General features: G+C 39.7%; 11 protein-coding genes and 6 pseudogenes. 6 read left to right on the forward strand and 11 right to left on the reverse strand.

The window, feature by feature from the left end; translation table 11 throughout:
* Positions 1–56: 56 nt before the first annotated feature.
* The 9 genes and pseudogenes from ACX27_RS11585 to ACX27_RS11625 all read right to left on the reverse strand — a co-directional run bounded on the left by ACX27_RS11585 (position 57) and on the right by ACX27_RS11625 (position 11,081).
* Positions 57–1,358, reverse strand: coding sequence for a hybrid sensor histidine kinase/response regulator (locus tag ACX27_RS11585; protein WP_062292300.1), 1,302 nt, complete (start codon positions 1,356–1,358; stop codon positions 57–59).
* Positions 1,355–4,151 (reverse strand): annotated as a pseudogene (locus ACX27_RS11590) (CHASE2 domain-containing protein). The gene ACX27_RS11585 and the pseudogene ACX27_RS11590 overlap by 4 nt, the downstream one beginning before the upstream one ends.
* Positions 4,152–4,362: 211 nt before the next feature.
* The gene (locus ACX27_RS11595) at positions 4,363–5,286 is read right to left on the reverse strand and encodes a DUF928 domain-containing protein (protein ID WP_062292303.1); all 924 of its coding nucleotides are present in this window, start codon (positions 5,284–5,286) and stop codon (positions 4,363–4,365) included.
* Positions 5,287–5,472: 186 nt separating this feature from the next.
* On the reverse strand, positions 5,473–8,040 hold the full coding sequence (locus ACX27_RS11600) for a CHAT domain-containing protein (protein WP_062292306.1): 2,568 nt from the start codon (positions 8,038–8,040) through the stop codon (positions 5,473–5,475).
* A 72-nt stretch (positions 8,041–8,112) separates the two neighbouring features.
* Positions 8,113–8,421, reverse strand: a complete 309-nt coding sequence (locus ACX27_RS11605) for a two-partner secretion domain-containing protein (RefSeq protein ID WP_083468720.1) — start codon at positions 8,419–8,421, stop codon at positions 8,113–8,115.
* Between the two features lie 269 nt (positions 8,422–8,690).
* A complete protein-coding gene (locus ACX27_RS11610) occupies positions 8,691–9,227 on the reverse strand; it encodes a hypothetical protein (RefSeq protein ID WP_062292313.1) in 537 nt (178 codons plus the stop codon).
* 28 nt (positions 9,228–9,255) lie between these two features.
* On the reverse strand, positions 9,256–10,290 hold the full coding sequence (locus ACX27_RS11615) for a hypothetical protein (protein WP_062292317.1): 1,035 nt from the start codon (positions 10,288–10,290) through the stop codon (positions 9,256–9,258).
* Positions 10,271–10,765, reverse strand: coding sequence for a hypothetical protein (locus tag ACX27_RS11620; protein ID WP_062292320.1), 495 nt, complete (start codon positions 10,763–10,765; stop codon positions 10,271–10,273). The genes ACX27_RS11615 and ACX27_RS11620 overlap by 20 nt, the downstream gene beginning before the upstream one ends.
* Entirely contained in the window at positions 10,737–11,081 is a 345-nt protein-coding gene (locus tag ACX27_RS11625; protein ID WP_062292323.1) for a type IV pilin-like G/H family protein, read from the reverse strand. Before ACX27_RS11625 ends, ACX27_RS11620 begins: the two co-directional genes overlap by 29 nt.
* Positions 11,082–11,674: 593 nt before the next feature.
* On the opposite strand from ACX27_RS11625, the gene ACX27_RS11630 reads away from it, so the two are divergent.
* From ACX27_RS11630 to ACX27_RS11650, 5 genes and pseudogenes are all read left to right on the forward strand, one after another.
* A complete protein-coding gene (locus ACX27_RS11630) occupies positions 11,675–12,682 on the forward strand; it encodes a zinc-dependent alcohol dehydrogenase family protein (protein WP_062292326.1) in 1,008 nt (335 codons plus the stop codon).
* 80 nt (positions 12,683–12,762) lie between these two features.
* Positions 12,763–14,921, forward strand: a pseudogene (locus tag ACX27_RS11635) (pentapeptide repeat-containing protein).
* Between the two features lie 35 nt (positions 14,922–14,956).
* Entirely contained in the window at positions 14,957–15,817 is an 861-nt protein-coding gene (locus ACX27_RS11640; protein ID WP_062292327.1) for a GNAT family N-acetyltransferase, read from the forward strand.
* 275 nt (positions 15,818–16,092) lie between these two features.
* Positions 16,093–17,875 (forward strand): annotated as a pseudogene (locus ACX27_RS11645) (ABC transporter ATP-binding protein).
* Positions 17,876–17,930: 55 nt separating this feature from the next.
* Positions 17,931–18,288: pseudogene (locus ACX27_RS11650) on the forward strand (Spx/MgsR family RNA polymerase-binding regulatory protein).
* A gap of 58 nt (positions 18,289–18,346) precedes the next feature.
* Here ACX27_RS11650 and ACX27_RS11655 read toward each other — a convergent pair.
* Together ACX27_RS11655 and ACX27_RS35295 are read right to left on the reverse strand one after the other, a co-directional pair.
* A pseudogene (locus ACX27_RS11655) lies at positions 18,347–19,676 on the reverse strand (serpin family protein).
* A 394-nt stretch (positions 19,677–20,070) separates the two neighbouring features.
* A pseudogene (locus ACX27_RS35295) lies at positions 20,071–21,665 on the reverse strand (tetratricopeptide repeat protein).
* Positions 21,666–22,049: 384 nt separating this feature from the next.
* On the opposite strand from ACX27_RS35295, the gene mrdA reads away from it, so the two are divergent.
* Positions 22,050–23,870, forward strand: coding sequence for a penicillin-binding protein 2 (gene mrdA / locus ACX27_RS11665; RefSeq protein WP_062292330.1), 1,821 nt, complete (start codon positions 22,050–22,052; stop codon positions 23,868–23,870).
* Positions 23,871–24,172: the final 302 nt, after the last annotated feature.

Consider the following 24,172-nt stretch of genomic DNA (forward strand, 5'->3'; position numbering starts at 1 on the left):
TTAATAAAAAATATTTGCTTTGATTACCTGTTAATGTGTGATTGAAATTCCAAAAATCAAATTGGCAGAGTAATCACAAACTTTGTTCCTTGACTAGCAGTAGACAAGCAGTGGATGTTGCCATGATGTTTATCCACAATAATTTGATAGCTGATAGCTAATCCTAGTCCAGTTCCTTTACCCACAGGTTTAGTTGTAAAAGATGGTTCAAAAATTCTCGCTTGCACTTCTGGCGGCATTCCTAAAGCATTATCTTCAATGCAAATTGAAACAGTTTCTTGCTGATTATCAACAGACGTAGTAATCGTGATGGTGTATTGACAAGGTGATATCGCCTGTTTTGAAACGTTTTGATGTAAATCATCAAAAGCATCTATAGCATTAGCAATAATATTCATAAAAACTTGATTTAGCTGCCCAGGATAGCAAGTAATTGGGGGTAGTTCACTGTATTGGGCGACAACTTCAATTTTAGGGCGATCGCCTTGGTCTTTGAGACGATGCTTTAAGAGCATAATAGTACTATCAAGTCCTTCATGAATTTGAAACTCGACTTTAGAAGAAATATCAGCCCTAGCAAAAGTTCTTAAAGAAAGACTGATGTCTTTGAGACGCTCAATTCCTTGGTGCATTGATAAAAGAAGTTTTGGTAAGTCCTCATATAAATACTCTAAGTCAATTTCTTCGATGAGTTCTTCCACTTCTGGATCTGGGTCTGGTAGTTTTTGCTGTTGCAAATCCACCAAACGAAATAAATCATTTACATATTGTTCAATATAAGAGCAGTTACCACTAATAAAACCAATCGGGTTATTAATCTCATGACCAATACCTGCAACTAATTGTCCTAAAGTAGACATTTTCTCACTTTGGATAAGTTGTAGTTGAGTTTGTTGTAATTGTTGTAGAGAATGAGTTAATTCGGCAGTACGTTCTTGCACCCGTTGTTCTAAAGTCCTTGTGAGATGGGAGATTTTGAGATGTAGTTTTAGTCGAGCAATAACTTCTTCTTGTTGAAAAGGCTTAGTAATATAATCAACAGCACCAATTTCCAGTCCTTTAACTTTATCCGTAGCATCAGATAAAGCCGTCATAAAAATCACCGGAATATTTTGGGTAATATTATTAGCTTTCAGTCTGCGGCAAGTTTCAAATCCATCCAGCCCCGGCATCATCACATCAAGGAGAATTAAATCAGGATGAGCGTATTCTGTTTGTTCAATTGCTGACTCACCATCTGTTGCCATCAGTGCTTTCCAACCACATCCCTTAATCGCTTCTGATAGCACCTTGAGATTATTTGGATTATCGTCCACCAATAAAATGTGCATTGGTTTCAAAACAGCTTCAGTAATCATTGATGTGACTCCGTGGTGACAAATGTTTTCAAGAACTTACGGATTTTTGTAGTTTGGAAATTAGCAGTGAGTTTACCTAATGTATTGGCAAAAGCAGTAAATTGACTATCTTGCTTGATTAACTCAGCAATTATGGCCTCGATCGCAGGAATATCTCCCATCATGGACAAATGATATAGTTGTTGCAAAATATCCTGAGATGGCAAAATCAGTTCATTATCATCTATTGGCTCATTTTTACTTGGTAACTGCTTTGACTGTGATTCGGCATAAATCCAGTCCACATTGAGTAGCGATCGCAGTGCATTTAATAGTTCATCAACTTGTAAAGGTTTGGGTAAAAAATGCTGTTGCACCAGCTTCTAAACTTCGTTGCTGATTTTCTTCAAAGACTCTAGCACTAGAGACAATAATCGGAATCAAACTTGTTTGGGGATTTTCTTGTAATTGCACCATTAACTCAAAGCCATCCATATTTGGCATAGCTAAATCCAGCACAATCATATCCGGTTCATGTTCAGTTGCCACCTGTAGTCCTTGTTTACCATCAGTTGCTTCTAAAGTGCGACAACCAATTTTTTGTAGTAGACTACTCAACATCGAGAGGTGGTTGCGATCATCATCAATAATCAAAATTCGTGGTACACGACCACGAATCCCAATTATTTTTTGATTGCTGACAGTTACAGTATGTGTATTCCAGTCATGGGAAACTGGTATTGGTACTGTGATATCAAACCAAAATAAACTGCCTTCTCCTAAATTACTTTGCACTTGAATTTGACTACCCATCAATCCAGCAATTCTTTGACTGATGGCTAATCCTAAACCTGTACCTTCAGATTTTCTATTTGCTTCACCTACTTGTTCAAAAGCTAAAAAGATTTTCTCTAATTGGTCTGATGACATCCCAATACCTGTATCTTCTATTTGGAAGCGAATTTTCTGATAAGTAATTTCTGGATTATTCTGGCTTTTTTGTGACAAATTTTGCTCAATCACATCGATTTTCAATGTAACGCTGCCGCTATCTGTGAATTTGATAGCATTACCGAGTAAGTTAATCAAAATTTGCCTGAGCCGCTTTTCATCTACTTGAATTACAGTTGCCAAAGAATTATCAGCTACGATGTTAAAGCCTATTTCTTTTTGTTCGGCTCGAATATTACAAATCTCGGTCACCCCATGTAAAAAAGTTGCTAAATGTACATTAGTTGCTACCAATTCTAATTTACGAGCTTCAATTTTTGAGAGATCGAGAATATCATTAATCAGCATGAGTAAATGGGAACCACATTGATAGATAATGTTGACTCCTTCTCGATTTTTATCGGTTAAGTTTGGCGATAACTCTAGCACCTGGGCAAAACCTAAAATGCCATTTAATGGTGTACGTAACTCATGACTCATGTTGGCTAAAAACTCGCTCTTGGCTTCGTTAGCTGCATCAGCAGCTTGTTTGGCTTCCAGTAGTTCACGAGTGCGTTCTTCAACTTTAAACTCAAGAGTTTTAGAATAATCTAAGAGTTGAGAGTTGGCAATTTCTAGTTGTCGGTTGGCTTCTTCTAACTTTTGTTGTTTATAGGCATTGGTTGTGGCAATCACACTACTAATAAAGGCAGCTAACCCTGGTGTAACAGGAATCAACCAACCCTGTAAAAATATCCCATAGCCACCTACCAGAAAACCACCACTGATACCTACTGTTGCCCAGAGAATTTTGCCGCCGGGAATGTTGCGCTGGGTACGCCAACTTGCTAAACACCAGCTACCACCAGAACCAATCAAAGACCACAAAATAATCCAAAATGACGTGGTATTGCCAGAAAAACCATGTAGGTTTGCTTTACCTGTTTTTGCTCCTTGGACTATTTGATGGGCAATATTGGCATGAATTACAACTCCAGCTGTGGGTTTTTGAGCAGCAATCAAAGAGGAACTAAAGGGTGTGCTAAAGAAATCATTGGTACTGGAGGCCGTTGAACCGATAAACACCATGCGATCGCGCATCATGTTGGCGGGAATTGTTTCGGCTAACACATCCCGCATCGCCACTGTGCGAAATGCTGTTTCGGCACCATACCAATTGAGCAGAATTTGATAACCACCCACATCAGTATCGGAATAGCCTGCTTCTTGGTTTTGCAGGGGCAGATAAATTTGATGATTTAAGCGGAATTTCTGTTGCTCTTCGTTCACTGGTTCTAAAGAAATTTTTTCGGTTTCCAGATACTTGAGAGCAACCATAGTTGCCAATCCTGCTTTAATTTGTCCGGCTTGTTTGGTATCAGCAGCTGTGAGTAAGGCACGCCGTACATGGCGATCACCATCTAATACCAAATCTGCTAATCCCACTTGCCCCAGTTTTTGCAATTCTGGTGGGGGATTGACACGCTCCCCAGTAATTTTTTCCACCCCAATTAAATTAGGTGTGCTACGGAAAACTTCTACCAGTTGTTCATATCCTTTGCCTTCTGGTAAATCTCGGTAGAGATCCAAGCCAATGGCGCGGGGTTTTTGCGATCGGATTTTTTGAAGTAATTGCGCTAGTGACCCATCGGGAATCGGCCATTTACCAACCGATTGAATATCCCGTTCATCAATTGTGACAATCACGATTTCGTCAGCTATTATATTTTGCGAACGCTGTCGCATCCATTCATCACGAAGTTTCCACTCCGGCAAATTAAAAAGTCCCAATGACTGCCCAACAATAACTGTAAGAGCGACACTGGGAGTAATAATTAAAACGCTACGCGAGCGTTGCATCAAACTTTGTAATTTACGCCACATAATTTCGCCGGAGGCACATAACATTGATTAGTATTCATCAGCCATGACTCCACTAACACTTGTCTGAGTAGAGGATAGGGAGCAGAGAGCGGGGCGCAAGGAGGAGAATAAAATATTGACCCAATTCCCCCTGCAACCTTGCCTCCTGCCCCCTGTACCCCTGCTAGGTCTACACAGCATGTCGGGTTGGTGAACTACTAGTCCTCAGTCCCTAATTAGCTGATGCGACTAAGGGAGCAGTTGCAATATCCTTTAAGCTCACGGAAGAAAGAAGTTCTTGCCATTGCTTAACAATTGTGGGATTGTCGGGTTGAGCAGTTTGTAGTGCAGCCATTGTTGCTACACAGTCATACCACACTCCGCTTTTACCAAAGGCAACTGCCCGTTGGAGAGCATCTGACTGCTGCATTGCTGTTGTCAATTCAGCAGTCGGCTGAATACGTTCAATCCAACCATCAACATAAGGTGTACTGGGGCTAAGTGTTCCATCCACCTTCAGCGCCAAGAACCATTGATAGTTTTTACCTACAGCTAAAGCAGGTGCATCTGCTGGTAATTTGATGGCCATAACTCCAGTTTTCCCAGTCACTGGAATGGTCATTTGATATTGGGTATTACCAGTTTCATCCTTGAGGCTGAATACAGCTTCTTCAGCATTAGAAGCAGGAAGATAAACCAAAACTGTCGGGTGTTCAGAAGTTGTAGTGCCGTAGAAGTTTTCCGGTAGAAGGGCTATCAACGCTGCTGGCCCGGTTGCTGCTACAGTTCCAGGATTCAAGTAGTAAGTACCTAAACGGGAAGCTCCTCCGTATGCTTGTTGGGGGGCGCTGTTATCTTTTTTAGGGGTAAAGATATTCCCACGAGAAGCCCCACCTGATGCCTGTTGGGGGGCGCTGTTATCTTTTTTGGGCGTAAAGAGATTCCCACGAGAAGCTCCACCAGTTGCTTGTCTGGGCGCACTATTACCTTTATTTGGTACAAATATACTGCCACGAGAAGCTCCACCAGTAGAGTCTCTAGGCGCAGAATTTTTTACAGGTGGGGTAAATGTTACAGCATAGGCACTAGCCCATGTGCTGCTAGCAATGAGAGCGATAATGCTCAATGTGCTAGTTAGATATCGAAGTTTTTTCATATTTGACCTTATCCCATTGATGCAGTGATGGAAAATACTTTCAAGTCCATTGTGGGAAAAATTTCTAGAAGACTGAAAAGCTCTAGTGAATATGGGAACACTACTAGCATTTATATCTGAATCTCTGTAAAAAAACCATAAAGCTAATGTTTTCTTGAGGCAGACAAGCTAAGTAATATTACATAATTAAGACCAATTCCCTACCAAAACAAAGGCAGACCAAAAGAACGGATCACGGAAATCGGTTTGGCGAATCAGATTAATTTGGGCTTGTCTTAATGCTTCAGCTTTGGTGATTTTGGGTTGTTTTAGCTGGTCATAAAAGCGAGTCATGAGCATTTGGGCAGCTTTATCTTTAACTGGCCAGAGTGTGGCAATGGTGGAACGTGCGCCGGATTTGACAGCTAAACCAGCTAGTCCCAGAGCCGCGCGATCATCCCCACTAGCTGTATCACAGGCACTCAGGACTAATAATTCGATCGCTTTGGTAGAATTACCACTCCGATTTTTCAGGAGTTCAGACAACTCCTTGACGTTAACTTCGCCATCCCATGTCAGTAAGAAAGTATTTTCCAGACGAGAACTAAATTGTCCGTGGGTGGCGAGGTGAACAACATTAGCCTTACTAGATTTGACATACTCAGCTAGGGCTTCACTGGTGAATTGTTGATTGAGCAATGTGGAAGAAGGGACTTTTTTAGATATTTGTTTCACTTCTGATTCCACTGCTGGTAAGGCACTAAAACCAGCACGAGATTCACTAATGCCCCCGACAATAGCATCAATGCGGTTTTGTTGGAGTGATTGAGCAGCCATCAGTTGTAATCCCGGTGAAAGCGCCACGGCATACTTTTCAATCAGATATTGTTTACCGTCGTACAAGGCGGCCATAGGGATATTTCGCAATCGACCATCTAAGACAAATACCAATGTCTTGGTATCTTTAAAGGTTTGATCAGCTTCTGCGGGACGAATTAGCCAGTCATAAATCTGTTGGGATAATTTCTCTCGCTCACTAGAGTCGGAAACTGGGTTAAGAGCCACCAGGAAATTCTCTAGAGTTTGGTCAATTTCCGCTTGAGATTTAGGAGTGGCATAGTAACGTAGTGGTTTTCCAGCTTGGGAGAAAATTATACCTAAGCGATCGCTTAAAATAATTGGATAAACTACTGTTGCTGTGGGGTCAACTTGATCAATTTGCTGGGCTTTGTCTAAACAAGCTTCCCGGAAAAAGTTATCCAGTTCAGCAACTTGTAGTGATTCAATTAATTCTCGTGCTTGAGTTAATGCTGTCTGGCTAGGTTGGTCATCTAGCAGTAAACTCACTAGTTGCCGATAAACAGGCTCGACACTTTCCCGGAAAGAAAATTGGACATCAGGATTAACCGCGACCATATCCCCACGTAATGCCTTTAATGACTTAACGGCTTCGGTATAAGCTGTAATTGCTTGGGGACGGTTGCCTTGTTTTTTATACAACTTTCCGACCTGCCAAGCTGATTGAGCAATCAAATCATCTGCTTGAATTTCACGGGCAATCTTCAGGGATTTATCGGCTAATTCCTGTGCTTGAGACCACTGTTTTTTGCGACTGTAGAGTTCTGCCCATTCATGCAGTGCATAAGCTTGGGCGCTACTATCCTGAATTTTTTGGGCAGATTTAACAGTATCTGCCATTAGTTGTGCCAACTCTTGACTAGGTAAAACTCGCTCTGAATTTTCTATGCGATTCATGGTGGCGACAAAGTTAATTGCTGCACCTAAAGAACTATGACTAGGTGGCAGTTCAGCCAATTGTTGACGTAATTGTGGTGCAAGAGGAATGGCGTATTCTAGTTTGTCGTAATCCACCAAGAGTTTGAATCGAGCTAACCGCGCTTGTAAAGCTTCATTAGGGTTAGTAGCAGCTATTTCTGCATCTTCAAAGTAATTTAAGGCGGCTTCTGGGTCTTGGAAATCAGAAGCCACCTTCCCCAAGCTCACCAAAATCGAACTTAATTGGGTTTTAGCTGCAATTTGGTTGGCTGCTGCTAAACTTTGTTCTAATACTGATTTGCTATTACGATCGCCAATGGCGTGTAATGCTAAACCCAGCGATCGCAACCCACTGACTTTAATTTCAGAATCTGGCATAGCTGCCAACTTTTGCGCTAAAGTCTCTAACTGTTGCTTAGAGCGACGATAAAATCCTAAACTTTGTAAGGCTTGGGCTTGGTTAATTTGACTACCTAGACTACCAATTTTATCCCCAGCCTGCTCATAATATTTTTGCGCTTTTTGCCAAATATCTAAGGCTGTTTCTGCTTTACCAGTGCGGAGTTGTAAATTGGCTTGAGTATTCAGTATTTGCGCCCAGATAATAGCATCGGCAGCCGGTTGTGCAGTTTGCAGAATTTTTACACTTTGGGTGATGGATTTTTCTGCTGCTTCCCATTGATTGAGTTCTTGTTGTGCTAAAGAAAGATAACTCAAACTTAAGGCCTCGTTGGAGCGATCGCCTTGGTTATGGTAACTTTGTACTGCCATTTGCCATGCGTTCACTGCTTCTGCAAAGCTACCAGATTGGTAAAGTTTTCGTCCTTGTTCTAGCCAATTTGTAGATTCTGTAGCAGATACATTGAGATTAAGACTAGCAACAGAATTGGTCGAGACAGGTCGAGATGCTTGAGCCGGTGTGATTGTTATTGCCAAGCACAAACTCATAACACTCAGACTGATATATAACCAACGACGTTGTTGAATGAGGAATTTCATAGTTAGTTATAGATTAAGAGTAGAGAGAAGAAATTTAGAGAGTCAATTGACATTACGTCGCCAAGAAGTTTTTTACACAAGCACTGGTGCAGTAGGAGGAGGTGCTTGTGCGTTCATAGTGCCAAATTTACGCAATGCAGAGATATCAGAAATATCTGACCAAGAGCGATCGCTTTTACGACTAACAATATTTTGGATATGAGAATTACGACTAAAAGTTACAGAGCCGTTGCTGGGAAACGAGAATTGCCTGAAGCTCTGAAATAAATTATGCCCAACAACAGTGCCATCAGTGATTTGAATAGGGTTGCTCACTCTTAATGGCAAGAGCATCGAACTCAAGAGTATTAGATTCACCAAACCCATTAAGACTCCCTTCATAAACTAGTCGCCGTACCCTATGTTTAGTATTCCCACAATGACCTAGTTTTTAACTGCACTAGCAAAAAAGGAAGTGGTGAGTAGAGACTGGGAGTGCTGACAGGTGATTGATTTGGGGTGTCATACCATTTCATGAAATGTTTCATACAGATGCAAACCTTAAAAAGTTTGCTGCATCTAGGTTTTTTAATTGCGAATTGCGAATTGTGAATTGGTATCAGGTGTAAGGGTTTTATATACATACACCCCTACACCCTTCCCGAAACCTATCATCTACCATTAAATTTCCCTGTGTAAGTTAATGGCGATCGCTCAATTTCTGATTGCCAAATTGGTGATTTATCAAGATAAATCAACCATTTGCCATCAGCGGCAGATTTATATAGCCATTTATTACCTAAGCAGATGTTTGATGGCATTTGCGATAGCTCACTGGGTAGTGCTTTTCCTTGGTAAATAGCTGCTTTTACTTGTAAGACTTTTTGCAGCATTTCTGATTCCAACATCAGATAATGAGCCTTCAACACCTGTTTAACATAGCTGGGACTAATTGTGGCATTTTGAGGAAAATACTGTTTTTCTAAATCTTGCACATTCAGAGAACAAAGATTATCTTTTTTCTGGGTGATCGCCGTATATAATTCTTGATTGAGTTTAAAGTTATTAATTCCATACCAATCACGATACAACTGAGATAGTTGCGTATCTTTTTCTGGAGGAATGATTTTCTCTAAACCTTGCAACTGTGAAAAAGCTTCTGTATTTAATGCCTGAATCATGGCTTGGGTATAGTCTTTTTCTAGCAATCGCTGTTGCCAAACTACAGGTAAATTATCAATTTTTTTCCAGCACGCGGAGTTGCGATCGCCTAATAATTAGATTCACCAGTTGACCAATCAAGGATGGTTCATCTTGTAATGATTCACTGAGTTTCCAAGATGCTTCTAAAGATTTCAGCATCTCTTGGGTATTTCTTTGCTGTTGTTTATCTAAAATATCAATTATTAATAAACGTTGTAAATTCACCATCCCGATATAGCTAGGACTAGGAGCATTAAAATCTCCTTCTTTGACCCACTTATAATCTATACCCCAACGTGGTATTGCATCATTTAATAGCAAGTTACGAATAGTAGTGATCGCAGTTTTGTTTTTATTAATGTAACTACGCAATCTTTTATCTAACTTATGATTAAATGCCTGTGATTTATCATTAAAATGTTTCTGCAACAAGTCCGCAACATCAACAAAAGCTAAAACCTTATTTTCGGGTATTTTAAACTCTTGACTATGTACAGTTAAAACATTGAACCCTAATTGTAAAGCTGCTATCTCTTGAATTTTTCTAGCTGGGCTGTTCGCTTCTACAGAAAAATTATCAAATAACGCAAATATCTCTGATTTTATTTCTTGTTTTTGTGCCAGTAGAGAAGGTTTTGCTGCTTCTAAAACAGGTGTAATTTTCTTAAAAAAACTATCTACAATTGGATTAAAGCTAACTTCTTCAGTCATCACTGTCAAAATATCATATTCAGTAATTTCCAAAGCTCCTAATGCTAAATAATATTTTTGTAGAGCGTCGAGATATTTACCCTCTTTGGCTAGTTTATCAGCAGTTTGTAAAATCTGTGTCTTTTGAGGTTGATTAATTTCGAGAATTTTAGCCTGATACTTTTTAAAATTCTCTATTTCTTGGTTGATAGTTGTTGTTTCTTCTGGACTAAGACTTACTTTGGTAGAATATTGAGGACAAGCAAATAAATTATTGAAGGGTAGATTTTTAAATTTTTCTAAATCTAGAGATACCTTTTCTGGCACTTCACAAACAATTGTTTTTGGCTGTTCTATTTTAGATTGATTTCGTCTCACTATCCCCAGATAACTTTTTTTTTGTTTGTCTAGGAAACAATGCAATGCTAATAATCCCATTTTGGAGATTATTGATTGGTAATAATTCAATTTTTAAGTCTTGATTTGAGACGAATTTATTTATGGAAAACCCAAAAAGCTGATCAATATCATCCGTAAAGGCTTGATTCTGGGAATAATATTGCTGTTGTAAAGAATTAAGCAGACTCACTATTAATCTCTGCTCTTTTTCCTTGTCTAACTGTTCAAATGTTTGATTTTCGTTCTCACTCAGTTCTAATGTTCTAAACCCAGAGGGACATTCAATACCTTGATTCTTGACAAATTTAGTTGGTAATTTGGGAATTATTAATTGATTTTGCTCACTTTCACATAAAGTTGAGAGTGTAATATACTCATTTGTATCTGTTGTAGTCAAGGTAACAAAGTTAACATAAGTACGAGAGTTATTTTGCTGTGGTAATAATACAGTCATGGCAATTTTTTTTAGCTTTTTTATCAGTAAATATTTGCCATTGATAACCAGGGATACTATTTTCTAGATCATCTATTCCTAATTGTTTAATTTGAGTGGCAAAAACTTGCTGTTCTAGAAAATATGCTTGTTGGACACGACCTACTGAACCTAACCTGAATAAGATTTGCTTTTTCAAATCTAGTTCTTGGACAGATATTTGTTGATGTTGTTTGTCAGTAACAGTATTTGCTGTGACATTTGATGGTGTAGTTAAACAACAAATAAAACTAAGACTGGATAATAAACCAAATAAAGATAATTTCATTGGAGTCATGTGTTTATTTAGTAAGTAATAATTAATTGTTCATACTAAATTGAATACAGATAGTCTGTGGCTAAACTTCAAAATCTAAAATTCTCATACCAATTCTATGAGAGGTTACACTTTATAAATTCTGAAGAGATTTTGTATACAACATCTCTACAACAACCTATTAATTGCCTCTTCATACAAAAACGGTATAACTTAGTATTATTACCTGTTATAGATTGTTTTAACGACAAACTACATCCCTAGCATTACTTAAAATGTGGGAGTGAGGGTGTAAGGATGAAGGGTTTTGAACACACCTAGGGAGCATCCACTTTTGTCAGAAATAGTCAAATGGCAATTCTATGTGAGTCTGCATTGAATTTTTTATCTCTTCTTTCTTTGTGTTCTTTGCGCTCTTTGTGGTTCGTTCTTTAATCAGTGCATCTTCATACAGAATTGGTATAGGCCGTGTAATTTCTGTTATTTTACTAAAGTGATTTGCTAAAATTAGCAATCTTAAATCAATTAATCAAACCTCCACGATTCCAACACATAGTAATACTGGTAAAGTTGCAAAAGAACAAGCATCTAGTGTCAGCCAAGAGGAAAGTATTGTGAAAGCCGTCTTAATGAAAGCAGCCGGTAGTCCCGAAGTGCTGCAATTACAGGAAGTCCCAACCCCTAGTATTCCTTTGGATAATACTCAACTTTTAGTTCGTTTGGTAGCGGCGGGGATTAATCCGATTGATACGAAACTGCGTAAACGTGGCACTTTTTACCCTGATCAAATGCCGGCAATTTTAGGATGTGATGGTGCTGGTGTTGTGGAAGCTGTGGGTGCTGGTGTACAAAAGTTTCGTCCAGGAGATGCAGTTTATTTCTGCTATGGTGGCTTGGGTGGACACCAAGGTAATTATGCAGAATATACAGTTGTCGATGAGCGATTTGTAGCGCGTAAACCTGCATCTGTGTCTTTTGCGGAAGCAGCCGCCGCACCATTAGTATTGATTACGGCTTGGGAAGCTTTATACGAACGGGGGAGATTAGAACCAGGGGAACGGGTGCTAATTCATGCTGGCGCTGGTGGTGTCGGACACGTAGCCATTCAACTGGCGAAACTCAAAAATGCTGCTGTCGCCACAACGGTGAGTACTCCGGAAAAAGCGGATTTTGTGCAGCAACTTGGCGCAGATTACCCGATATTTTACAAACAAACAGACTTTGTTCAAGCTACTTTAGATTGGACTGATGGCGGAGGTGTAGATTTAGCTTTTGATACCGTAGGTGGTGAAACTTTTCAAAAAACCTTTCCGGCGGTGCGGGTGTATGGTGATATTGTGACGATTCTGGAACCTGATGCTAATACTGTGTGGAAAACGGCGCGGAATCGCAATCTTCGCATAGGGTTGGAATTGATGCTGACACCGATGTTGTTGGGAATGGATGAAAGTCTGCAACATCATGGGGAAATTTTAGAACAATGCGCGAATTGGATGGAACAAGGGAAGCTGAAAATTCAGGTTAATCATCAATTTCCGTTAAAAGATGCAGCAAAAGCCCATGAATTAATTGAAACTGGTGCGATCGCGGGTAAAATTGTGCTGCTGATTAGTGATGAATAACTGACATTTGAGTAATTTATTTTTTCAACGCCAAGGTATGCTGAGAAAAGCCCAGAGGTTCGCTCATAATCTGATGTTTTGTGTTCCTCTGTGGTTTATTTTTGATTTTTTCACTACCTGCGTCTGCTGTCGCTGCACAAACGCAACTAGAACGCACACCCCTAACGCTGGAAATTTTACAAGAAAGAATAGGTAAACCAAGACTCCGCGAAGGTAATTTAACTGTTGATTTGCGGCAGATGGTGATTGATTTGCGTCCAGAAAATAGCAATTTTCGGGATGCTTTTTATCAGTTGTTGCGGAAAGAATTGCAAAAGGCTGGTGCAAAACCTTTGGGTCTAGACTTGAGCTATTCTATAGTTCAAGGTGATTTTATTGGGAGTGATTTAGGTTTACGTACACCTTTATATGCTCAAGCGATCGCACCAATTTTCACTGTTACCGAACAAGCACAATTAGAAAGTTTACGTCTAGTTTGTTTACAGTTATTAGCCATTGCTTTACCTAACTCTAAAGATTGTCGCTCACTTTTGGCAACTGATTCAAATACTTCTGGTGAAATTAATGTTTTTCGTGGCACTTTAACGCTGGTAAATACTCGCTTTAATGGACAAGTAAATTTTCTAAATACTTTCTTTCTTCAGGCTGTAGATGCTCAAAATGCCACATTCTTACAACCAGCAAATTGGAGTGAAACTAGATTTAGTCGGCTAGTTAGCTTTATGAATGCAACTTTCCGGCAAGGTAGTAATTTTCAAGGTAGTATTTTTTTTGATAACGTTAATTTTAAACAAGCCCAATTTCAAGAACTGGCTGATTTTCGTAGTAGTTTTTTTTGTTCAATCTGCCAACTTTAATCAAGCTTTGTTTAAGCAGTTGGCTAAATTCAATAAAGTGCAATGGCGAAGTAATGTTAATTTTGCTGATGTTCGCTTTGCTGGTCAATTGCAATTTACGAAAGCGAATTTTCATCAATTTATGTTATTGACAGAGGCAACTTTTGAACAAGCTGTGAGCTTTCGGGAAGCCCAATTTAATCAGCCTGTAAATTTACGCGGTGCTAGTATTCTCAATTTAGCAGATTTTAGTGATGCAATTTTTGCGAAAACTGCTTTTTTTAAATGTGCCAGGATTGAGTTTTAATTCTAACCAAGCCAAAATCTTAGGAAATCTTGGTCAAATTGGTAAGAGATTTTGTGTACCAAGTTTACAAGGTAATCAAAATGTTTTACGGAATTTAAGTCAGAATTTTCGTCAGCAGCAGCAAATTGCCGATGCTAATCAATTGGAGTATCTCAAACAGCGACTCAAATTAATCGAGTTAAATCAAAGGTTGTTGAGAACAAATATTAATATTGCTTCTAGCACGCGGTTGAGAAATTTGGGTTTTTCCGCAACCCAAGCAGAAGAAATAATTAACCGTCGTCAGATCAGAATGTTTCGTAATAATACTGAGCTATTAACTTTAGCAGATATTGATTTAGAAACATATCATAAATTGAGCGATCACCTGAGTTTTGGTGAACCTCTAGCTGTCGGTGGATGGATGTTACAAGCTTGGAGTTGGTTGGCTTTAAGTTTACTACTTTTATTAAGTGGTTATGGCACAAATTTTTGGTTAGCTTTTGGTGTGGGTGGTGTGGCGATCGCTTACTTTGGGTTACTCTTTTGGTTAGTAGACCGTTGTCGTCGTCTTCATCCTATACCAATAGTTCCCACTTGCTCCGAAACTGTTTCGATATTGTTAGGTTTTAGTTGTATAGAATTTTTCAGTTTATTAGCTATATTCCGCAATGCTGAACAGCCTTGGCTAACCTTGGGTTGTTTATTGATGATTATTATCCCAGTACCAATCACTTTAATAATTCGTTTATATCAACAAGGACGCTATCATGATTTAATGGATGTTTCTTACTTCACCGAAGATGGAACATTCCGCCAATTAAGATTATTAATTGGACGTTTACCAGTGATTCCCCGCAATCAAACATTTCGGGAAAGATATATGCCATTATTGAGCGATCGCCGTTGGAATTGGTTGAATTACTATGACTTTAGCTTGAATAATTTAGTGCGATTAGGATTTAATGATATTCGGTTGCGTGACCAACATTTACCAGGAATTATTGCTACCCTTGCTTGGTATCAATGGAGTTTGGGTGTAGTTTATATTACCCTCATTTTGTGGACACTTTCGCGCACAATTCCTGGATTAAATTTACTGATTTATTTGAAATAAAGGATCAATATCTCATCTAAGCAACGGAGTTTTTTGTGGCTATCTTAAAAACCTTGGAACCTGGCGATGAAGCATTGCTCGAAAACTTTTTGTTGCAACACGCCGATACTTCAATGTTTTTGCGCTCAAATTGGCGCGAAGCAGGGTTACTTGACCAAGGTGCAAGATTTCAGGGAACATACATAGCGGCGATCGCTAATGAAACTATAGTTGCAGTCGCCGCACATTATTGGAATGGGATGATCATCGTCCAAGCGCCAGTGCATCTGGCGGAAGTGGTGCAAGCACTAGTCAACCAGTCCCATCGCCCAATTTTAGGAATTGCAGGCCCAGCAGTGCAAGTTGCAGCCACAAAGCAAGTTTTGGGACTAGTTGAACAACCAATTCAACTTGATGACAGTGAAATATTGTTATCTTTAACCTTGCAAAATTTACAAGTACCTCCCGCTTTAGCATCAGGAGAAGTTGAATGTCGTTTACCTTACCCAGAAGAATTTGATTTACTTAGCTATTGGTGTGCTGACTATAATATCGAAGCCTTGGGACATCTCCACACGCCTGATTTAGTCTTAAATTGTCGTCGTGAGTTAGAAGCACGCCAAGCCAGAGCGAGACATTGGATTTTAGTAGCCCAAGATATGCCCATCGCTTATACAACTTTTAATGCTTGGCTACCTGATATTGTGCAGATTGGTGGCGTATGGACACCACCAGCCTTAAGGAGTAGAGGTTACGCCAAATGTGTAGTAGCTGGCTCATTATTAGAAGCGCGATCGCACGGAGTTGAACGTGCTATCTTATTTACCAATCGAGAAAATTATCCAGCCCTAGCAGCATACCAAGCGATCGGTTTTCGTCCCACTGGCGAAGAATTTGGTTTGGTAATGTTTCAGTAAACATCAACATAAAGGGAACAGGGAAGGGATTTACACTCCTATCAAGCCTCAAGGGACTTGCAGAAAAGAAAATATCTAATTTTCGAGAGAGGATATTTTTCTTTTTCCCCCTGTCTCCTGCCTACGCAGTGATAGTATATTTTTGAGTTGGAAGTCCCTTATGCCCAGTAAAACAGTTATGATTCAGCACATCTGTGCAGGAATCTCAAAACTCTTTCTCCCCCTGCTCCCTGCTCCTTTGCAGCCTTTATGATCAGTCTTTTAACGGTCACAATATGAGAGGTACAAGCCCAATTGTTGCATCTGAGCAACTGGCAACTCAGCAACTCTCAACCGTCAGGCGATTTTTACAATACCTGCGACCATATCGCAAAGAAATTCCCATTGCCTTGACATTAGTACTAATTGGTGCATCAACTCAGGCGATCGCACCTTTTTTGCTTGGTTGGTCAGTTGACCATCTAATTGCCCAAGGTAATTTACCCGGTTTGTTGCTGCTGTTAGGACTATTAGCAATCATCTACGTACTTGGTATTTCGGCAACCCGTGGTCAAATTATGCGTGTTGGCTGGATTATGCAGCGATTACTGGCACAACTGCGCCAAGATATCTTTCTGAAAATTCAGAGTTTGCCACTCAGCTTTTTTGACCGCAGTGAAGCAGGCGATTTGATGAGTCGCCTACTAAATGATGTCAATACAGTCAATCAAGCATTTGGACAAACCGTCGCCCAAATGTTGGGTAACGTTTTTAGTTTGATTGGGATTGTCATTGCTATGTTGGCGATTAATGTACAACTCGGTTTATTGAGTAACCTAGTTGTGCCACTGATGATTTTTACTACTAGCTTATTTGCTCGTTGGGCTAGAACTAAATTTCGCGTCACTCGTCAAACCATTGGCGACCTTTCCGCCAAATTAGAAGAAGATATTAGTAGTGTGCGCGAAGCCCAAGCATTTAACCGCGTACAAACCAATATTCAAGAATTCGACCTCCTCAACGCAGCTAACCGGGATGCCAATGTCGAAGCGGTAGCCATTACTGCGGCGTTTTTACCTTCAATTGATTTTCTTAACACCCTCGCCACCGCAGGCGTACTCGCTTATGGTGGTTATCTCGCTGTTACTGGAGCCGCAACCGTTGGTGTAGTCACATCCTTTCTACTCTACGTCCAACAATTTTTTTCGCCCGATTCAAATTCTCAGCCAGTTTTACACTCAAGCACAATCAGCCTTTGCCGGACTAGAGCGAATTTTTCTGCTCTTAGATGAACCAGCCCGACTCCAAGATGCGCGGAATGCGGAAGAAATGCCAGCAATTCAAGGCGAGGTGAGATTTGAGAATGTCACCTTTGGCTATAATCCAGAGCAACTCGTTCTCAAAGGAGTAAATTTACACGCCAGTCCTGGACAAATGATTGCACTGGTAGGGCCGACAGGTTCAGGTAAAACGACAATCATTAATTTGATATTGCGTTTTTATGATGTCTCTGGTGGAGCAGTCAAAATAGATGACATCGATGTGCGGAGTGTTACCCAAGCAAGTTTGCGCCGTCAGATTGGCATTGTTTTGCAAGATAATATTCTGTTCAGTGGAACTGTAGCCGAAAATATCGCCTTTGGCGCTCCTTACGCCAGCCAAGCCGAAATTGAAAGTGCGGCTCAATTGGCAAATGTGCATGAATTTATTACTTCATTACCACAAGGTTATGCAACTCAATTAGGTGAACGAGGTGCGCCCCTCAGTCAAGGACAGCGACAACTCATTAGTATTGCCCGTGCGGTGTTGATTAATCCCCGGATTTTGATTTTAGATGAAGCAACTAGTAGTATTGATACCCGTACAGAAGCATTAGTACAGAGTGCGATCGCGCGGTTGTTACAAGGTCGTACCAGCTTTGTCATTGCTCACCGCCTCAGCACCGTCACCCAAGCAGATCAAGTCTTAGTCATTCAACAAGGACAAATTGTCGAACAAGGCACTCATACACAACTAATAGAACAACAAGGAGTCTATGCCAATCTTTATAGCCTCCAACTAGGAGCAAATAATTCATAGGCATCATCTCAAACCTATCAATGGTATATCTGGAAATTGTTGCTCAAATTTGATTATGTCTGTTCAAGTCTACGGCATACCCAACTGTGGTACTTGCAAAAAAGCTCTAACTTGGCTGCAAAACAACCAAATTGACTATGAGTTTATCAACACCAAAGAAACACCACCTACCCGTGAGCAAGTCGAAAACTGGGTAAAGTCTCTGGGTTCTGCTGCCATACGAAATACCTCCGGGCAATCTTACCGCGCTTTAGGCGAACAAAAAAAAGACTTGGACTGAACAACAATGGATAGACGCATTCACACTTGATGCTATGTTACTCAAACGCCCATTGTTCGTTAAAGATGGAACAGCCGTATTGACTGGTTTCAAGAATGAGACATTAGTGCGAGAAAAATTAAATCTAAGCTGAGTCTCTCCCTTCCCTTGTCCCCCTTCCACTTCCACCCCGACTGCAACTTGGTATCAAATCAGCTTGGTTCCAAAATCGAACCCATAAACAAAATGCTACCTGTTTGATTATCTCGAATGGCACAGAAGAAAGGACGGTCAACAATCATACGGAATGGTTCTGGCTTTTCTCTCACGGATGTGGCTACAATTCCTACTGATGTCGCTGCCGCCGCTTCTGTACCTTCTTCATTGACTTCCACAAAAGTTTTATGTTTTACTTCGCTAATAGCTAAATCTTTCCCCATTCCAGAAAAATTAGCTTGTTGACTAAAAGCTTCTTGCATCCCTAAAGCTTTTAGGGCATCGTTGAGTGTAACTTCGTAGTCGGTTTTAAACTTGGGTAGGCGAATGAAACCTTCTTGGCTATGAAATTGTGTTAACCATTTTTCCCAGTTTTGGGCATTTAAGTTTTGATAAAAAGATTTGAGATTGGAGTTTTGTTTTGGCAGAAAGACATAAAAGCTAACTTTGCCATCTTTGCCATAAGGTAAATTTACTGCTTGAAATTGCTCGTTTTCATAATATTGATACTCCCCAGTTTGGGACATCATAGAGTGTAGTTTTTGCTGTCCTGATGCGCTGTAAAAAGGATGTTCAGCAGTTTGGTTTTTATCAAACTTCTCACTCCATTGCCCTTTAAAGTAAATAGCATTAATTAAAAACAGCACTTGATTGGGTTTTATTTGGTCAACTATTTTGTTGATTTTGCCTTGGGTATTATCATTAACCCAGTTATTAATAGTATTTAAGGCAGATGCAGATTTAAAGTCTAAATTGGCTACTTTGGCTTTGTAAAATTCTTGGTTTCGTTGCAAAAAGTCTGGACGCAAATTCACATCTTTATTTACCCAAAGTGAGTTAGCAATACTTAACTGCACATTAGTATCAGGATTTTCTAAACCACTTTTTAAAGTAGCATAATTAGAGTTAATTTCTGGCAGACTCAAACCTTGTAATTCCAGGGTTTTAGCCATTGCCTGCTGGGTAGAACCACTAGCACCGTTATAAGTCATAGCTAAGGCGATCGCTACACTAGTAGGTGAAATAAAAATGTTTTTTTTCGTTACTTTCTGCTTGTAAAATTTCCGAAAACAACTTAAAGCCAAATTTGTTATTAGCATTTACTAATTTTGTATCAGCTTTGACGGTTTTTTTTTGCAATGGTAATTCTGGTTGAGGCATTTTCGAGTCGGCAAGAGCATCACTATTACTATTGACTTGAGAACAACCAAGTACACCTAGCAAAACTACACTCGCAGCCGCTAGAACATAGCGTCTTCCTAGACTCACAGCGTAACGTCTTTGCAGAAAACTTGCTTTCATTCCGCTTAACTTTTGCCGATTCATTCTTCCACCTCACTTACCAAGATTAATCAAGATTGATGCTCAATGCGTTAATGATTAACTATTGCATTAATTCGAGGCTCATCCTTTGACGGTTACAGTTTTTGTAACGGCAATCAAAAGGAAGTGGTAAATGGGAAATGAATCTACTTATGTATAGAAACGAGTAGAAATACTATCAGATTACCATAGCAGGGGATAAGGGAATTGGATTCTGAACCAGGGAGTATAGTTGTAAATTTGACTGGGCTGAAATTTGATTTTGTGGCATCATAATAGTAGTACTCCGATATAGGGATTACATAAAGGCGATCGCAGACTCTTGGCCGAGGGCGATTGCTTTTTCCATAGCTTGGAATAAAGTATGAAATTATACTAAAACAACCTCTAACTTAAGTTAAAAATTCAAAATATCTAACGACTCTTCAATTTGTAAATCTAACACTCGTCCTCGCGCATCTTTAAGCGCATCTAATTTACCTTCTTTACGATAAAGTTCTACAGCTTTTTGAAAATCTATAATTGCTGCTTGCTTATCGCCGATTTCTGATTGCACATTGCCGCGATTATAATAAGCATTGGCATAATTTGGATTAATTTGTATAGCTTGAGTATAATCTTCAAAAGCCCCGGCATGATCGCCTAAATCATAACGAGCATTACCGCGATTATAATAAGCATGGGCATCATCAGGGTTAATAGCAATTACTTGAGTATAATCATCAATTGCACCTTCATAATCACCAATATCTGCACGCGCGTTACCACGGTTTTTATAAGCAATAGCATCGTGAGGATTTAACTTAATAGCTTTAGTAAAGCTTTGCTGATACCCTAAAAAATAACGTGCCATGTCACGGTTTTGATAATTTATGGCATAGTTAGGATTAATTTTAAGTGCTTGGCTGTAATCTTCAATTGCGCCTTGATTATCCCCTAAATGCGAACGAGCATCGGCACGATTTTTTATAAGCTACTGCTAGATGAGGATTGATATTAATTGCCTGAGAGTAATCATTAATTGCTGAAGTGTAATCGCTTAATTGATAACTCGCTAATCCACGTTTAATATATAGCTTGGCATCACTGAAGTTAAGTTGAATAGCTTGGGAATAATCTGCGATCGCTTCTGTATAATCTCCTATTTGATAATAGCTTAACCCACGTTGATAATAAATTTCTGCATCATTTGGGTGTAATTTTAAAGCTTGACTGTAGTTAGCGATCGCATTTGCATATTGTCCCTTGATAAAAAAAATCATTACCTAGTTTGACATAATCAATTTCTGTCTGCATAACCAAAAATTTCTTATCTTGATTAACTGCGTGACGCGCAACTAAAATTGGTGTTTTCTGATTATCTTCTGACCGAAATTCCTGATAATTAATAGTAGATTGATATTGTTCTAAATAACAACGCAAACCACCACCATATAATAATTGTTCTATCCCAAAGGCAATTCTCCCTGTTTTGAGTTTAATCATCCGAGTCGGTAAAAATCCGGCTAAAAAAAGATGATACTCAGATTGCGCTTCGTGTACTTCTTCTTGAATTAAAATACAAACTACAACAGCATTTTTTTCTACTTCTTCCGAACTAACAGACCATCTCACCCGATCAAGGCCACCATGCCGAGATTTGACTTCAATTCCGACTGATGGGTTAGTAGTTAGGGTAAAATCTATCTTGCCATCGCCACCAAAGCGTTTCTCATAGTCAACTTCGGTAATTAAATCAGCCAAACGTTCTTTAACAACTTCCTCACCTAATTTACCTTTGAGGTAGCTGATAAAAACATCACGTACTGGCGAAACCCGCTTGTATTTTTCAGCCATTTGCCAGCAAAAGTCGCGGAGTATTTTTAATCTCTCCCCAGAAATTATAGTTAATTCACTATATTGACCTTCTGTTTCGCAACGTAGCAGAGAACCAGATGTTAGCCTTTGAATAAAATCAGACTGTAGCGATCGCAGTAGCGTAATCCAGTCCATTGATATATCACAATCCTATTTGATTTCTAAACATCTTGTCGAGACAGGGAGTCGGGAGACTGATATATCTGCGAATGTGAGAATTAGATTATTTTATTCAAATATCCCAAATGCGTAAACATTTCCCCTGAAAAACACTCTTTACCACATCCTATCTACCTTGTATCCCTTCCCTTGTCTCTAATTTCTCTAGAAGAATTTAGGCTGCTCATAGACTTTGCGAATGGCTAATTGCAATAATTATTGATAAACTGAATCAGCGATATGGTTTTACCTAAATCAGTAATACTATATACAAAAAAATTATTGTAATTAACAGTAATACCCGGTACAAGCTCAGAACCATTGTATACAGATAGTACTTATCAGTAATTAACATTATTTATGGCAGTATTACACCCTTCTCCTTTAGGTGGCAAAAAAAATACACGTACAGTCGGGCGCAATTTTCAGTCTATATTTTTGATGATATTTACCCTCACAATGTTAAGTGGCATCGGTGCGCGGTTAGCATATTTGCAAATTGTTGAGGGAAACACACACCGCCAACGCGCAGAGTCTAACCGCATTCGAGTTATTGCCAAACAGCCAGAACGGGGGAATATTTTTGACCGTAATGGCAAACTTCTGGCCAGTACTCGTTATCCTCGTTCTGTGTATCTTTGGCCAATGGCGCATACCAAACCTTCTTGGCCAATTGTGGGGCCGAGGTTAGCCAGCATTTTAGATATTCCCCAAGCAGACATTGAAAAAAAGCTAGACGAAGCAGGTGCAAATTCATCTTCTTTAATTAGAATTGCCCGTGATTTAAACGAAGCCCAAGTCACAGCAATCAAGGAGTATGAAAACGAACTACCAGAAGTTGAAATTCATACGGAAGCTGTGCGTTACTACCCCCACGGCACAGCCTTAGCTCATGTACTAGGTTATACCAGAGAATTAACGGCAGAACAGTTAAAAGAAAGAAAAAAAGATGGCTACCGTTTAGGTGATGTTATTGGCCAAATGGGAGTCGAAAAAGCTTATGAGAAACTATTGCGGGGTGAATGGGGTGGTCAGCAAGTAGAAGTAGATGGGGCTGGGCGACCATTGCGGGTATTAGGAGAAAAACAAGCCAAAGCCGGGAATGATTTGCATTTAACTTTAGATTTAGACATTCAAAGGGCTGCCGAAAAAGCTTTAGGCGATCGCGACGGTGCTATAGTAGCCATCAACCCCAAAAATGGTGCAGTTTTAGCCTTAGTTTCTCATCCCACCTTTGACCCCAACATCTTTTCTAAACAAAAACTCACGCAAAAAGACTGGGAATCAGTACAAGGTGAAGACCATCCCCTAGTGAATCGCGCCCTCAGCGCCTTTCCCCCCGCCAGCACCTTTAAAATTGTCACAACCACGGCTGGCTTAGAATCAGGAAAATTTTCTCCCAGCACCATTTTACAAACCTACGGTTCCTTAAATATTGGCGGAACCCGATTTGGCGAGTGGAACCATGCAGGTTTCGGGCCTTTGGGATTTGTCGGCGCGATGCAATGGAGTAGTGACACTTTCTTTTATCAAATAGGTAGAGGTGTTGGCGGCCCGACTTTAATTGAATGGACTCGTAAATATGGATTTGGTCAAAAAACTGGTTTTGAGTTCGCCTCAGAAGAAACCAAAGGTTTAGTCCCGGATGAAAATTGGAAACAAAAAGCTTGGAAAATACCCTGGACTGTAGGCGACACAATTAATATGTCTATTGGTCAAGGTGCTTTACAAACCACACCTTTACAAGTAGCGATTATGTTTGCAGTCCCCGCTAACGGCGGCTATCGAGTCCAGCCACATTTACTTAAAGATAATGAAGATGCTCAAAATTGGCGCGAATCTTTAAATATGAAGCCGACAACCGTTAAAATTTTGCGTGATGGACTACGCAAAGTTGTTTCTGACGGTACAGGTAAGGTTTTAAATAAACCCACAATTCCTCCTGTAGCGGGTAAAAGTGGTACAGCCGAAGCCTGGAAACGGCGTGTTAAACAAAATCATGCTTGGTTTGGTGCTTACGCACCAGCCGATAATCCAGACCTGCTAATTGTCGCCTTTGCAGAACATTCTGGTGGTGGTGGTGGTAGCGTCGCCGCCCCCATGATTCTACAAATTATGGAAGACTATTACCAAAAAAAATACCCAGGTAAATATCAAAAACCAGAGGCGAAAAAACAATAGTTTGAAAAATTGCTAAGTCTGGTAATGTTTGGTTTCTCAAAATAAAATTCAGGAGTCAGGAGCGAGAATTTGGTATTACATTCTCGGTGATATTCTTGACTTTGACTTCTGAATTCTTCTTCAATTAATATTCTGACTGTAGACTAGGAATTTTAGGTTGTTATAACTTTAGGCAGAGAGAGGAACAATCTTCTGAGTTGTAGTATTTAAGATGTCTTTGTTGAGTCATTTAGTAAGAATATATTCTCTATCTTTTAACAAATGTATTGCTAATTTAAAAGACTAAAACAAATTAAGTCTTT

Source organism: Nostoc piscinale CENA21, from assembly GCF_001298445.1.
In the GTDB taxonomy this organism is placed as follows: Bacteria; Cyanobacteriota; Cyanobacteriia; order Cyanobacteriales; family Nostocaceae; genus Nostoc_B; species Nostoc_B piscinale_A.